Source organism: Lachnotalea sp. AF33-28, assembly GCF_003477885.1.
Lineage (GTDB): Bacteria > Bacillota > Clostridia > Lachnospirales > Lachnospiraceae > AF33-28.
In genome coordinates, this window is the sequence record NZ_QUEE01000017.1 from 51,219 (window position 1) to 65,102 (window position 13,884).

Annotated in this window: 12 protein-coding genes; 9 read left to right on the forward strand and 3 right to left on the reverse strand. The window is 50.5% G+C overall.

Annotation, left to right across the window (positions count from 1 at the left end):
• The first annotated feature begins 790 nt into the window (after positions 1 to 790).
• Positions 791 to 1,774: an AraC family transcriptional regulator gene (locus DWZ56_RS19355; protein WP_118558249.1), complete on the forward strand. Its 984-nt coding sequence runs from the start codon at positions 791 to 793 to the stop codon at positions 1,772 to 1,774.
• Between the two features lie 22 nt (positions 1,775 to 1,796).
• Here the strand turns inward: DWZ56_RS19355 and DWZ56_RS19360 are convergent, their stop codons facing one another.
• Positions 1,797 to 2,198, reverse strand: coding sequence for a putative ABC transporter permease (locus tag DWZ56_RS19360; RefSeq protein WP_118558250.1), 402 nt, complete (start codon positions 2,196 to 2,198; stop codon positions 1,797 to 1,799).
• Between the two features lie 458 nt (positions 2,199 to 2,656).
• Here DWZ56_RS19360 and DWZ56_RS19365 point away from each other — a divergent pair, with 458 nt between their 5' ends.
• The 5 genes from DWZ56_RS19365 (at position 2,657) to DWZ56_RS19385 (ending at position 10,092) form a co-directional block, all read left to right on the forward strand.
• Entirely contained in the window at positions 2,657 to 3,559 is a 903-nt protein-coding gene (locus DWZ56_RS19365; RefSeq protein WP_118558251.1) for a hypothetical protein, read from the forward strand.
• A gap of 85 nt (positions 3,560 to 3,644) precedes the next feature.
• On the forward strand, positions 3,645 to 4,787 hold the full coding sequence (gene pheA / locus DWZ56_RS19370) for a prephenate dehydratase (protein ID WP_118558252.1): 1,143 nt from the start codon (positions 3,645 to 3,647) through the stop codon (positions 4,785 to 4,787).
• An 18-nt stretch (positions 4,788 to 4,805) separates the two neighbouring features.
• Positions 4,806 to 6,089, forward strand: coding sequence for an ATP-binding protein (locus DWZ56_RS19375; RefSeq protein ID WP_118558253.1), 1,284 nt, complete (start codon positions 4,806 to 4,808; stop codon positions 6,087 to 6,089).
• 345 nt (positions 6,090 to 6,434) lie between these two features.
• Entirely contained in the window at positions 6,435 to 7,970 is a 1,536-nt protein-coding gene (locus DWZ56_RS19380) for a Ppx/GppA phosphatase family protein (protein WP_118558254.1), read from the forward strand.
• 4 nt (positions 7,971 to 7,974) lie between these two features.
• Entirely contained in the window at positions 7,975 to 10,092 is a 2,118-nt protein-coding gene (locus tag DWZ56_RS19385; protein ID WP_118558255.1) for an RNA degradosome polyphosphate kinase, read from the forward strand.
• On the opposite strand, the gene DWZ56_RS19390 is transcribed toward DWZ56_RS19385, so the two are convergent.
• Positions 10,089 to 10,442, reverse strand: a complete 354-nt coding sequence (locus tag DWZ56_RS19390) for a helix-turn-helix domain-containing protein (RefSeq protein WP_118558256.1) — start codon at positions 10,440 to 10,442, stop codon at positions 10,089 to 10,091. The genes DWZ56_RS19385 and DWZ56_RS19390 overlap by 4 nt on opposite strands.
• 268 nt (positions 10,443 to 10,710) lie before the next feature.
• Here DWZ56_RS19390 and DWZ56_RS19395 point away from each other — a divergent pair, with 268 nt between their 5' ends.
• Both DWZ56_RS19395 and DWZ56_RS19400 read left to right on the forward strand, forming a co-directional pair.
• Positions 10,711 to 11,994, forward strand: coding sequence for an adenylosuccinate synthase (locus tag DWZ56_RS19395; RefSeq protein ID WP_118558257.1), 1,284 nt, complete (start codon positions 10,711 to 10,713; stop codon positions 11,992 to 11,994).
• 2 nt (positions 11,995 to 11,996) lie between these two features.
• Positions 11,997 to 12,614: an HAD family hydrolase gene (locus DWZ56_RS19400; RefSeq protein WP_118558258.1), complete on the forward strand. Its 618-nt coding sequence runs from the start codon at positions 11,997 to 11,999 to the stop codon at positions 12,612 to 12,614.
• Between the two features lie 39 nt (positions 12,615 to 12,653).
• Here DWZ56_RS19400 and DWZ56_RS19405 read toward each other — a convergent pair whose 3' ends face one another.
• Complete coding sequence (locus tag DWZ56_RS19405; RefSeq protein ID WP_118558310.1) at positions 12,654 to 12,872, reverse strand: hypothetical protein; 219 nt, start codon at positions 12,870 to 12,872, stop codon at positions 12,654 to 12,656.
• 159 nt (positions 12,873 to 13,031) lie between these two features.
• Here DWZ56_RS19405 and DWZ56_RS23375 point away from each other — a divergent pair, with 159 nt between their 5' ends.
• Complete coding sequence (locus tag DWZ56_RS23375) at positions 13,032 to 13,835, forward strand: prepilin-type N-terminal cleavage/methylation domain-containing protein (protein ID WP_279220319.1); 804 nt, start codon at positions 13,032 to 13,034, stop codon at positions 13,833 to 13,835.
• Positions 13,836 to 13,884: the final 49 nt, after the last annotated feature.

Below are 13,884 nucleotides of genomic sequence, written 5' to 3' on the forward strand. Positions count from 1 at the left end.
CACATCGTCCAATGTGACGATTTCAACCTCGTCCGGATCCGTGAAGGAACTGCCGGAAACAGCGTTATAAAGCGCAAGCAGCGCCTCCTTTTCGTGAAACACCATGCGGAATAACCGATCTTTATACTTTTTGTTCACTTTGATCATCTGTAGTCTCTCCTTTATTTTACCTGAAATGTGGGCATGAAGCAAGGGTGCAGCTGATTAAACTGCTAAAAATTAAAATGTAAGTAACAGTACAGATTGTGGAAAGGTTGATGCAAAAGCAGGCGTTAAGCTTGCTTATAAGAAAGTCCGCTTCTGCGCCATTTGTCCACATCGCATGGACTGCTTCTTGAACGGCTTTTAAAGATGCGCTGTTTGAACTGTAACAACATAAGGATTCATGGATGAATCACGATCACCCCCAGCTTACCGGATGATATCCGGTATACGTGTATTCTGAGTGCCGCAATACAAGGCAGAAGGCTAAATAAGGTCAGAGAAATCCCCCCTGTCAGTATTGCAAGTTCAATGGGAATCAAGCGGCTGAAACTGCCGCACGGTTCAGGAGAAAACTCCTGATAAGAAATGTGAATTAACAATACCACACATTGATCCAAATGGCAAGCAGTTATTAATCACATTACTATTCACGGCTGCCGATACTGCCCCGACATGTGCGGAAAATTTACAGCAGCCATGAACAGTAACTTCCTCACCGCTGTTTCAACAGAGTTTTACTTGACAGCTCTTTACACCGGGATTAAACTGTAGAAAATATAACATTTATATAAGAGGAGGTGAAGGAGTGGAACAGAATCTGCTGCATACGCTGGAGCAAATAACTGAAGAAGAACAGGAGATACTAAATGGCAGCAGGGAAGTGAAAAAGGCAATTTACACCACCGGCAGCGGTTTTACCATAGACAGCCGGAAGATGCTCGAGAGCGGCAACGTGATCGCTCTTAGGACTCATACCCGGTTCATCCGTTTTCCGCTCCACACCCATAACTATGTGGAGCTGATGTATGTCTGCAAAGGCTCCATCACCCACATTATCGAAGGGAAAAAGGTGGTGGTGGATAAGGGCGAGCTGCTGTTTTTGAACCAGCACACCACCCATGAAATTCTGCCTGCCGGAATTGATGATATCGGGATTAATTTCATCATCCTGCCGGAATTTTTTGACGTGACTTTTTCCATGGTCGGGCGGGATAATGTGCTGGCGAATTTCCTGGTAGGCATGTTAAAGCATGACAGCAGCCAGGGGCAGTACCTGCATTTTAAGGTGTCCGACAGCCTTCAGATCCAAAACCTGATGGAAAATATGATCCATTCCCTGATCCACCGGCAGGGGAATGAAGGGCGAATCAACCAGACCACCATGGGCCTTCTGTTTCTGCATCTGCTGAATGAGACCAGGCATATCGAAGAAAGCATGCCCAACCAGTATGAGAACATGATCCTGATGTCCACGCTGCGCTACATCGAGCAAAATTACACCACAGCCAGCCTGACAGAGCTCTGTGACAATTTAAACCAATCCATCTACAGCTTAAGCCGCCTGATCAAGAGCGGCACCGGTTTTAATTTCAAAGAGCTGCTTCAGCGCAAGCGCATGAACAAAGCGGTTGAGCTGCTCTGTGACACAGCGCTGCCGGTGGACGATATTATAAACGCTGTGGGATACGAAAATAACAGCTATTTTTACCGCAAATTTAAGGAACGGTACGGCATGACCCCAAGGGATTACCGCCTGCTCCACCGCGGTGAACAGCTGATCCGCCTCTGAACAGGGGATATGTAAAGGAGCATCAGTCATCCTGACACTCCTTTTCGCAGGTGCATTTTTCAAACACCAGTCCCAGTATAAACCAGGCCGGGGCGAAGTCCAGACGGACGAGACCGTCGATGTTATATTTGGCGTCACTGTAATCCCAGGGACACATGGAAAAGCGGCGTAATAACCAGCCTGTAGCGTATTCGGTCAAAAAGATTAGAACGGTATAGACACCTCCCCTTATAAATGTATTCATCCCACGAAGCTTTTTGGCGAGAGGGCAGAAAACCGCCCCCATGCCGTAGATCGGAAACATCAGGAGGGAAGTCCTGCCGATCATACGTTTATCGTGCTTGGTAGTCAGATCGTGAATACTGCTAAAGGCCAATTCCATAGTCCAGCCAATCATTCCGCATTTAAAAAAGTTTTGATTCATGGTCTATATTGTGGCAGGTACGTCAGAAATTATTCGCCCACCCCGCAAACTTGATTTTGTGGGAAAAGATGGTATAATGTCGACAGACATTATACCGCGCTGATTTCCGTCTGCGAAGCAGACAATTTCCTTAGGAAATCATGCGCATCCCCCCGGAGGGGCATGTCAGCTTGCTGACATGGTATAATGTCGACAGACATTATACCGCGCTGATTTCCGTCTGCGAAGCAGGCAATTTCCACAGGAAATCATGCGCATCCCCCGGAGGGGCATGTCAGCTTGCTGACATGGTATAATGTCGACAGACATTATATAATCCCAACAATGGCATGATTTCTGTTTTGGTGAGCAATTATGGGGATAATGTATGGGGAGAAATGAGAAAGATCAGAAGAAAATTTTATATATAGTATTACATAGTTTGTCTATAAAAACAATCGCAGAAATGAGGAGATACCATGACATATGAGGAAGCCAGAGAATACATAAAGGCTGCCGGCAAAGAGCAGCCCGATTTTCTGGAACACAGAAATTTAAAAAAGCTGTTGTTCGCTCTGGGCAGCCCTGAGGAACGCCTGCGTTTTGTTTATATAGCGGGGAGTCGGGGGAGAAGGGCCGTGCAGCGCTTTATCAGCGCAATTCTTGGGCAGGCAGGATACTGCACGGGAACAGTGCGCCTGCCTCTTACAGAGCAGCCTGAAATGGCTGTTTGCGCGGATGGAGAGCATATTTCCTGTAAACGGTATGCGGAAGCGGTGGAGCGGATCCGTCAGGCATCGGACAAACTGGAACAGGAAGGATATGACCGGCCCACAGAAGCACAGCTGGAGGCGGCAGTCATATTCCTGTGTCTGGACAGGGAACGCTGTGAGATCACTGTTGTGGAAGCATTCGACGATCCTGTCTCCGAGGTGCTTGCTGTCATGATAAATGCGGTTTGCAGTGTTTTTGTTCCCATCCTGCCGGAGGAGGAACATGCCGGAGCCACTGATCGGGAGGAGCCGGCCGTCCGGGCGGCGGCTGCCATAAGGCCCGGCGTGCCCATTGTGACGGGCCGCCAGCCGGAGAGTGTCATGCGTGTGCTCGCAGAGGAGGCTGACCATAATAATTCCAACCTGCGCAATGTTTCCCTGGACAGGATCGTGATGGTGGATGACACACAGCAGCCGAACCTTTTTGAATATAAATATCATAAGAACCTGAAGGTATGGCCTGATGAGCAATGGCAGGCGGAAAATGCGGCGGTTGCCGTGGAAACGGCAGAGCTTTTAGGTGACTGGGGTTTTGATATTTCAGAAAATGCGATCAGATGCGGTCTGGAGGAGGTACGTACCCTTACCGCTGATGTAACTGCGCAATGATGCGGCAGCATGCAGGCAGGTGAACAGGACAGAAAGTCATATTCGTGGTACATAAATAATACAGGCCGTTAAGAGAGAGGAAGATATGGACAATCAGGCAAGAGATCTGGGAGAAATTAGGAAGGAGCTGGACCACATCGACCGCAGCATGGTGGAGCTGTTTCAGGAGAGAATGAAACTCTGCGGCCAGGTGGCAAAGACCAAGATATCCTCAAACCGTCCGGTGCGGGATCTTGAGAGGGAAAAGAGCAAGCTGGAGACCTTAAAGGAAATGGCCGAAGGCGATTTTAATAAACGCGGAGTGGAAGAGCTGTTCATACAGATCATGGCGATGAGCAGAAAGCTGCAGTACGGCATGATGACAAAACACGGCGTCATCCGCCGCCTTCCGTTCATGCCGGTAAAAAAGCTTGTAACCGAGAATGCGCGGATACTGTATCAGGGCGTGGAAGGCGCTTACAGCCAGGCGGCAGCGATTCAGTTCTTCGGTGAAGATGCGGATTTTGCCAATGTGAAAACCTGGGAGGATGCGATGAACGCCTTGAGCGGCGGCAGAGCGGATTATGCGGTGCTTCCTATCGAGAACAGCTCAGCGGGTATGGTGGGAGATGTATATGACCTGCTGGTAAAATACGACAATTATATCGTGGGAGAGACAGAGGTAAAGGTGGAGCATGCTCTGCTTGGGCTCCCCGAATCCGGCATGGAGGATATCCGCGTGGTATATTCCCATCCGCAGGGACTCATGCAGTGCTCCAAATTTTTAAGCGAGCACAAAGACTGGGAGAAAATCAGCACGGATAATACGGCCGGCAGCGCAAAGAAGGTGCTGGAGGACCAGGATATCTCCCAGGCGGCCATTGCCAGCGAAAGGGCGGGAAAGCTCTATGGGCTTAAGGTGCTTAAGGCCCCGATTAATTTTAACGCGGCCAACACCACCCGCTTTGTCATCCTCTCCAGCCAGAAGATTTACCGGGAGGATGCGGGCAAGGTGAGCATCTGTTTTGAGACCGCTCATGAGAGCGGCGCGCTCTATAACATGCTGTCACATTTTATCTATAATAATCTCAATATGACCAAAATCGAATCCAGGCCGATGCCCGGAAGAACCTGGGAATATCGGTTCTTTGTGGATTTTGAGGGGAATTTAAGCGATCCCGGTGTACAGAATGCCATCATGGGCATTTCCGAAGAGGCGGCCAGTCTGAAGATATTGGGCAATTACTAAAAGGAGCTGCTAGTAGCTATGAACACAGAAGAATTACTGTTATACCGCGATGCCAGGATGCTGGGCATCATGAAAAATATGGTTGCGCTGATGGAAGGACCGGAAGAGGCTTCCTCCCATCTCGCCTGCAGGACGGCCGGAGATCTGCTGGAACTGGCGGTTTCCCACGGATTTTACGGAAATCTCTGGCACTGCTATCTGGCCTATGTGCTGGCTAACCATGAGAATACCTTCAGCAAGACCTGCGAGATCCGTGGCAGGGTGGAAGGAAGCATCAACCTGTTTGCCAGACATGATCTGGAACTGTTTCTGGAGCTGTTTCATTATGATATCGCTTCCCTGGACAGCAAATACCGTACAAACCTGTTTGCAGGTCTCGCGGACTACAAAGACAGCGGACAGAACAGCCGCATCTTCAACAAAAGGATACGGCAGAGCATCTGCCGCCTCGGAGAAGAGCTGGCGCAGGCCCGGGATGTGGAGCAGAGTCTCTCCACCGTGACGGAATTCTACCGGGAATGCGGTGTGGGAAAGCTCGGTCTTCATAAGGCTTTTCGCATCGGGCGGGAGGATGAAACCGGCATTGTACAGCCGATTACCAATATTGAGCACATCTATCTGAAGGATCTGGTGGGCTATGAGATGCAGAAAAAGAAGCTGATCGCCAACACGGAGGCGTTTGTGGAAGGCAGAAAGGCCAATAACTGCCTGCTCTTCGGCGACAGCGGCACGGGCAAGTCCTCCAGCATAAAGGCGCTGCTCAATGAATATTATGACAGAGGCCTGCGGATGATCGAGGTGTATAAGCATCAGTTCCATCAGCTTCCGGCGGTAATTTCAGAGATCAAGGACAGAAATTACAGGTTCATAATCCTGATGGACGATTTATCCTTTGAGGATTTTGAGATAGAGTATAAATATCTGAAAGCGGTCATCGAAGGCGGCCTTGAAAAGAAGCCTGACAATGTGCTGATCTATGCCACCTCCAACCGCCGCCATCTGATCCGTGAGAAATTCAGCGACAAACGGGAACTGTCCGATGATCTGCATGAGAATGATACGGTTCAGGAGAAGCTGTCCCTGGTATCTCGTTTCGGTGTACAGATCTATTATGGGGCTCCGGAAAAGAAAGAATTCCAGGAAATTGTTCGGGTGCTGGCGGACCGTTACGGAATCGATATGCCGGAGGAAGAACTGCTGCTTGAGGCCAACCGGTGGGAGCTTTCCCACGGCGGCCTGTCCGGCCGGACCGCGACCCAGTTCATCCATCATCTGGCAGGGCGGAGCAGCGCCGCCAGATGAACGGATATGTAAACTGCAGCTTACAGCAATCTATAATAGTGATTACTGTTTACGGCTGCCGATAAAGCAGCGTATAGCGGGGCAGAGTATAGTCCCCATAGGGATCCCTTGAAGCCCGCCGGTTCTTTCGCTGCGTGGTTTGCAGCGTTAGAACCGCTGCGCGCTTCACGGAGCGAAAGCGTGTCCCTATGGGGACTATACTCTGCCCCGCTATACGCGGGACGTTTATGACAGCCGTGAACTGTAATCAATATTGAGGTGTCACCCGAAAAAGCGGGCAGGCACCTTGTTTTTTTGTGCAAAAAAGGGTAGAATGAAACAAAACTTATAAAGGGGACGGCAGCTATGGCAGTTACAACATTTGCGGCTATTGACGTGGGATCCTATGACCTTGAGCTCACCATATATGAGCTGAGCGCAAAATGCGGCATACAGGTTGTGGATCATATCCGTCAGGCGGCGGCAGCAGGCAAGGATACCTACCGTCAGGGCAAGATCGGCTATGCCCTGATTGATGAGATGTGCCAGATCCTGAAGGGATTCGCGGATGTGATGCAGGTTTACCGCATCAGCGCATACAGGGCGTATGCGACGAGCGCGCTTCGGGAGGCCAGAAACAATAAAATTGTGTTGGATCAGATCAGGGTCAGAACCGGCATAGAGGTAAAGATATTAAGCAATTCGGAACAGCGTTTTCTCTGTTACAAGGCCATCGCCTCCAAAGAGAACGAGTTTCAGAAAATCATCCAAAAGGGAACCGCCATTGCGGACGTGGGCTCCGGCAGCGTACAGCTGTCTCTGTTTGACAAGGACGCTCTGGTGACAACACAGTATCTGCGCCTTGGCGCGCTTCGGATCAGGGAGACCCTGGGAAGCGCCGATGCGGACGATACCAGCATGAACCAGCTGATCGAGGAGCTGGCGGACAATGATATCCAGACCTTTAAGAAGCTGTTTCTTAAGGACAGGGATATCCGCAACATCATAGCGACGGGCATCTGCGCGCTGTATTTAAACCGGAGGGCCTCGGCCGCCGGTCATTCGGACCGGATAAACGTCCAGGAATTCACGGAATTTTATGCCTCCATACGGACCATGACGCCGGAGCAGATCGGAGAGCGCTACGATATACCGCTGGAATACGCCTATCTGATGCTGCCTTCGATGACTGTGTACAGCAAGATGTTTGAGATCACCGGCGCCGAAATGCTTTGGGTGCCGGGCGTAAACCTCTGCGACGGCATCGCGGCGGAATACGCCGAGCAGAAAAAGCTCATGAAATTCACCCATGATTTCAGTGAGGACATCCTGGTGGCCGCCAGGAATATTGCCAAACGCTATATGGGCAATAAGCGCCACACGGCCATGCTGGAAAAAACGGTGTTAAGCATATTTGACTGCATGAAGAAATATCATGGTTTGGGGAAACGGGAGCGCCTGCTGCTGCAGATATCCGCGATCCTGCATGACTGCGGCAAGTATATCAGCATGAGGACGCCGGCGGACTGCGCGTTTCATATCATCATGTCCACGGAGATCATAGGAATCTCCCATGAGGAACGTGAAATCGTGGCCAACGTGGTGAAGTACAACACCGTGGATTTCAGCTATGAGGAGGATCCGGAGAGCAACCGCGACCCGTATACCAATGTGCTGATCGCTAAACTGACCGCAATCCTAAGGATTGCCAATGCCATGGACCGCAGCCATAAACAGAAGTTCGACAATATCAGGACCACATTTAAAAATCAGCAGCTGATCATCACCACGGAGTCACTGGAGGATATCACGCTGGAAAAGGCGCTGTTTGAGAAGAAGGCGGACTTCTTCGAGGAAGTATACGGCATTCGGCCGATTTTAAAGCAGAGAAAGGGCGTGTGACACTGTGGAAGAGAAGAAAAAGGATTTTCTGAATCCGGATTATTACAGAAACCGTGAGCTTAGCTGGCTTGCGTTCAATTACCGGGTGTTAAGCGAGGCCAGGGACAAGACGATTCCGCTGCTGGAGCGGGTGAAATTTTTAGGCATCACAGCATCCAATCTGGATGAATTTGTGATGGTTCGGGTAGCCTCATTAAAGGATATGGTTCATGCGGATTATACCAAGCCTGATATCGCCGGGCTGAAGGCAGGCGCACAGCTGGCCTTAATCGGCGAGGAATGCCACAGACTGGTGGATATGCAGTATAACACCTATAACCGGTCGCTGCTGCCCCTTCTGGAAAAACAGGGAATACGGATCATTACGAAGCATGAGGCCATGACGGAGAAGGAAAGAGAATTTGCGGACCGTTATTTTGATGAGACGGTCTATCCGGTGCTGACTCCCATGGCAGTGGACCCTTCCAGGCCCTTTCCGCTGATCCGCAATAAAACCCTCAATATTGCGGCTCTCCTGCAGAAGAAAAAGGGCAGCCAGGAACTGGAGTTTGCCACTGTACAGGTACCCAGTGTGCTTCCACGGCTTTTAAGGGTGCCTTCAGAGAGCGGCACCAGCCTGATCCTTTTAGAAGAGGTCATCGAGCGCAACATCGCCCGGCTGTTCCTCAATTACGATGTGATTTGCGCCCACCCCTACAGGATCATGAGAAACGCGGATCTGACCATCGATGAGGAAGAGGCGGAGGATTTGCTGGAAGCCATCGAAAAGCAGCTCAAGCAGCGCCAGTGGGGTGAAGTGATCAAGCTGGAAGTGGAAGAGGGCATGGATAAACGGCTGCTTAAGATTCTGAAAAAGGAGTTTTCCATCAAAGAGGAGGATATCTATGCCATAAGCGGACCGTTGGATCTGACTTTTCTATCCAAGCTTTACGGCCTGGAAGGCTATGAGCATCTCAAGACAGAACGCTATGTGCCTCAGCCGGTGATGGCCCTGCAGAATGAGGATGATATTTTTGCTAATATACGGAAAGGGGATATCCTGCTGCACCATCCCTACCAGACATTTGAACCGGTGGTGGATTTTATCCGCAGATCCGCCAAGGACCCCAACGTCCTGGCGATCAAACAGACTCTGTACCGCGTCAGCGGGAATTCTCCGATCATCGCTTCTCTGGCACAGGCCGCCGAGAATGGGAAGCAGGTTACCGTGCTGGTGGAACTGAAAGCCAGATTTGATGAAGAAAACAATATCAACTGGGCGAAGATGCTGGAGAAGGCTGGCTGCCATGTCATCTACGGGCTGCTGGGCTTAAAGACCCACTGCAAGATTACGCTGGTGGTGCGCAGGGAAGACGAAGGCATCCGGCGCTATGTGCATCTGGGCACCGGCAATTATAACGATACCACGGCCAAGCTCTATACCGACTGCGGCCTGATGACCTGTCAGAAAAGCATCGGCGAAGACGCCACCGCCGTATTCAACATGCTCTCCGGCTATTCAGAACCGCTGTCCTGGAACAAGCTGGCCGTGGCTCCGATCTGGCTGAAAAATAAGTTCTTAAGGCTGATCCACCGGGAGACTGACAATGCGCTGGAGGGAAGGCCTGCCCATATTATCGCCAAGATGAACTCCCTTTGCGATCAGACCATGATCGCTGCGCTTTATGAGGCCAGCGCGGCAGGGGTTAAGATCGAACTGATCATCCGCGGCATCTGCGGGCTTAAGGTGGGAATCCCCGGCATCAGCGACAATATTTCCGTGCGCTCCATCGTCGGCAACTTCCTGGAACACAGCCGCATCTTCTATTTCTATAACAACGGGCAGGAAGACGTCTATATGGGCAGCGCGGACTGGATGCCGAGAAATCTGGACCGCCGTGTGGAAATCACTTTCCCGGTGGAAAATCCGGACCTAAAATTGCAGGTTATCCATATCCTGACCACGGAACTGGAGGATAATGTGAAGGCCCATGTGCTGCAGCCGGACGGCACATATGAAAAGGTGGATAAGAGAGGAAAAACCCTCGTAAATTCACAGCAGCAGTTCTGTGAGGAGGCCGTACAGGCCGCCAGACCGAAACACAGAGAGCCGATGCCGCGCAAGTTTACCCCATTAAGCTAAAACGGCTCTTTTTGGACTGCGGCCAGTGCCGCCTGCCGGGATATCTCATGTTTTGCGGCGGCCAGTACGTTCTGTTTCCCTCTTCGGTCTAAATGCCGGTAGCAGGCCAGCAGCTCCGCTTCTCCGTCTCCGGGTGCGCCCGGCAGAAAGGGGAAATCGCAGCGCCCGAGCAGATAGTCCACATTTACTCCATAGTAATCGGCCAGCGCCGCCAGCACATCGCATCCGGGAAGACGCTGCCCGCTTTCATACATGGTATAGGCTTCCCGGCTCAAATGCAGCGCGCCGGCAGCCTCCCTCTGACTTATGTTGCGGTTTTTTCGAAGTTCTCTCAAACGGTCTTTGAGCATACTGACTCCTTCCCATACAGCTGCTGCACGGTGCTATTCACAGTTACCGTACTCTGCCCCGCCATGTGCTGCTTGATCGGCAGCCGTGCATAGTGATGCTGCATGCTATATAATGCAAGAAAATTTAAAAAAAAAATTGATTTTAGAAAAAACATAATATATACTGTAGTAGGATTTTTTGCAGCTAAGCATAATAGTAAAAGGAAGCATATTGAAGTGTGCGCAGGTCATCGGCCTTTGGCTGTTGACAGTATAAGGAGGAAATACTATGGTTAGAGCGATCGTTGGAGCCAACTGGGGTGATGAGGGAAAGGGCAAGATAACGGATATGCTGGCTAAGGAATCGGATATCATCGTCCGCTTTCAGGGCGGCAGCAATGCCGGCCATACCATCATCAATGATTATGGCAGATTTGCGCTGCATCTGCTGCCGTCAGGCGTATTTTACAGCCATACCACCAGTGTGATCGGCAACGGTGTGGCACTGAACATTCCGTATCTGTTCCAGGAAATCAAATCTCTGGAAGAAAAGGGTGTGCCGGCTCCCAGGATACTTGTGTCTGACCGCGCACAGATTCTGATGCCCTATCATATTCTGCTGGATACCTATGAGGAAGAGCGCCTTGCGGGCAGATCCTTCGGATCCACAAAATCAGGTATTGCTCCGTTTTATTCCGATAAATACGCTAAGATCGGCTTTCAGGTCAGTGAGCTGTTTGACGAGGATGTTTTAAAGGCCAAACTGGAAAATGTATGCGAGCTGAAAAATGTGCTGTTGGAGCATTTCTATCATAAACCTCTGCTGGATCCGGACGAACTGTTCCGCGAACTGATGGACTACCGTGAAATGGTGGCGCCCTATGTATGCGATGTTTCGCTGTATCTGCATGAAGCGCTGAAGGAGGGGAAAAACATCCTGCTGGAGGGGCAGCTGGGGTCTTTAAAGGATCCTGATCACGGAATCTATCCCATGGTAACCTCTTCGTCAACACTTGCGGCTTACGGTGCCATTGGGGCTGGCATACCTCCCTACGAGATCCAAAATATTACCGCGGTGGTGAAAGCATACTCCAGCGCTGTGGGCGCGGGAGCGTTTGTCAGCGAAATCTTTGGGGAGGAAGCCGATGAGCTGCGCAGGCGCGGCGGAGATTCGGGAGAATTCGGAGCAACAACGGGACGCCCGCGGCGCATGGGCTGGTTTGATGCTGTGGCAACGCGCTACGGATGCCGCGTACAGGGAGCTACCGAGGCGGCTCTGACGGTGCTGGATGTGCTGGGTTATCTGGATCAGATCCCGATCTGCGTGGGATATGAGATTGACGGCGAGGTGACAAAGGACTTCCCCACCACCGTGAAACTGGATAAAGCGAAACCGGTGTACAGGGTGATGCCGGGCTGGAAGACGGATATCCGCGGCATTAAAAACTATGAGGAGCTTCCGAAAAACTGCCGGGATTATATCGATGCGGTGGAACAGGAAATCGGAGTGCCGGTCACCATGGTATCCAACGGACCCGGACGGGATGAAATCATCGTCAGAAAACAGGTGTGAGCATGATAAAAAATGTGGTATTTGATATAGGAAATGTCCTGGCGCGGTTTGGCTGGCAGGAATATATGGACAGTTTTCATTTCTCTGAAGAGGCTTATGAAATCATTGCGGATGCCACATTCCGCAGCCCGCTTTGGATGGAGCGGGATCGCGGAGTGATTGCCGAAGAAGAAATACTGCAGCAGTTTATCGCCTGTGCGCCCCAGTATGAGAGGGAAATCACGCTGCTGGCAGAGCATATCCAGGACTGGATTATTGAATATGACTATTCGGAAAATCTGGTACAGGAACTGAAAAACGCCGGATACCGTGTATATTATCTGTCTAACTACAATCGGAAGGGGTTTGAAAAGGCATATGCTTCCTACCGGTTTTTCCGGCATATGGACGGCGGCGTGGTTTCCTGGCAGGAAAAGCTGGTAAAGCCAGGCGCCGAAATCTACCGGTGCCTGTTAGACCGCTATCATCTGAAAGCGGAGGAAACGCTGTTTCTGGACGATACGCTGCCCAATATAGAGACTGCCGAAAATCTGGGATTTAAAACCGTACATGTGACAGGACGGGAAGCGCTGTTTGAGGGATTGAAGAACATGCTGGGATTTGAACTTAAGACTAGATAATCAGGAATGTATATGAGGATGAGGGATGAACCGTATAGATCAGGGTTCATCCTTTTTTTCTGCGGAATCACCTTTCAGGTGTTTGACGACCATATTGAATACATAAAGAAGAATCGGAATAAAGATAGTAGCGAAGACGGAAGCCTTCAGCATGCTGATTGCAAACGGTGTTCCGATGATGGCGAACACCAGGGTGGAAATATAGAGACCCGCCAGCAGTATGACACCGATGACGGCAAGGATTCTTTTTAATTTCATTGTATTGGAAAAGTCCTTCCTTTTCTGATTTATGATTTTCATTATATATGCGGCGGAGGAAATTAGCAAGCATTTTTACATTTTCAGAATTGTTTGACAAATAGTGTCGAAATGGTAGAATAGAGACAGAGGTAGCAGCCGATATTGAGGAGGCTTTCCATGAAAAAAAATAAAGGTTTTACGCTGGTGGAGCTGATCGTAGTCCTGGTGATCCTGGCTATATTGGCCGCAATCCTGATTCCCACGCTGACCGGCTACATACAGAAAGCGCGGGAGACGGTCTGCCAGACGCAGAGAAAATCCCTGGAACGCTATTTTAAAACGATGTATGTAGCTGAGGATGAGATCCGCGGCGCCAAGGATCTGCTGGAGATCAAGGCCGTGTTGGGGGGACAGGATGTATTGGACTATATGGTCGGGCAGCGCTACTGCGAAGAGAAAGAAACGGTCTGTCCTGTCTATCATGTGCAATATCAGATGGATTTCCGGCTGAACGCGTCCGGACAGGTGGAAGTGGAGTTTGCCTGCCCCTGTGTAAAGGAATCGGTGCTGGGGTATGTGTCGCTGGCAGAGAAGATTTACGGAGATAAGTGGGCATCCGGAGAATATAAAAAAGGACAGGGAAGAGATGTCCTTATAAAGGACTTGTTTAATGAGAGGGGCAGTCTGCTGGAAGTATCTTCTTCTTTCACTTCCGGCACAGTGTTTGAAGGAAAAAAGCTCTACTGGCGTCCCTATTGGTTAAGCGACGGATCGATGATTCTTTATGCCGGGGAAGATTCCGGCAGCGGCACGAACCAATGGAAGGCAAATCTGGTCTATGCGGACGGCGTGGTTTATGTGAGCCAGGCGAAATCATGGAGCGGAGCGGCATCGCCCGCGGGAATTGCCGGCATACATGCCAGCGGCAGTTATGATGCTGCGGATGAGTGGCTGCGTGCCAACAATTTTGGGGTAAAATAAGATCGGAACAAGATGACAGACAATACCAGCTGTAACTGGCAAATTTGGT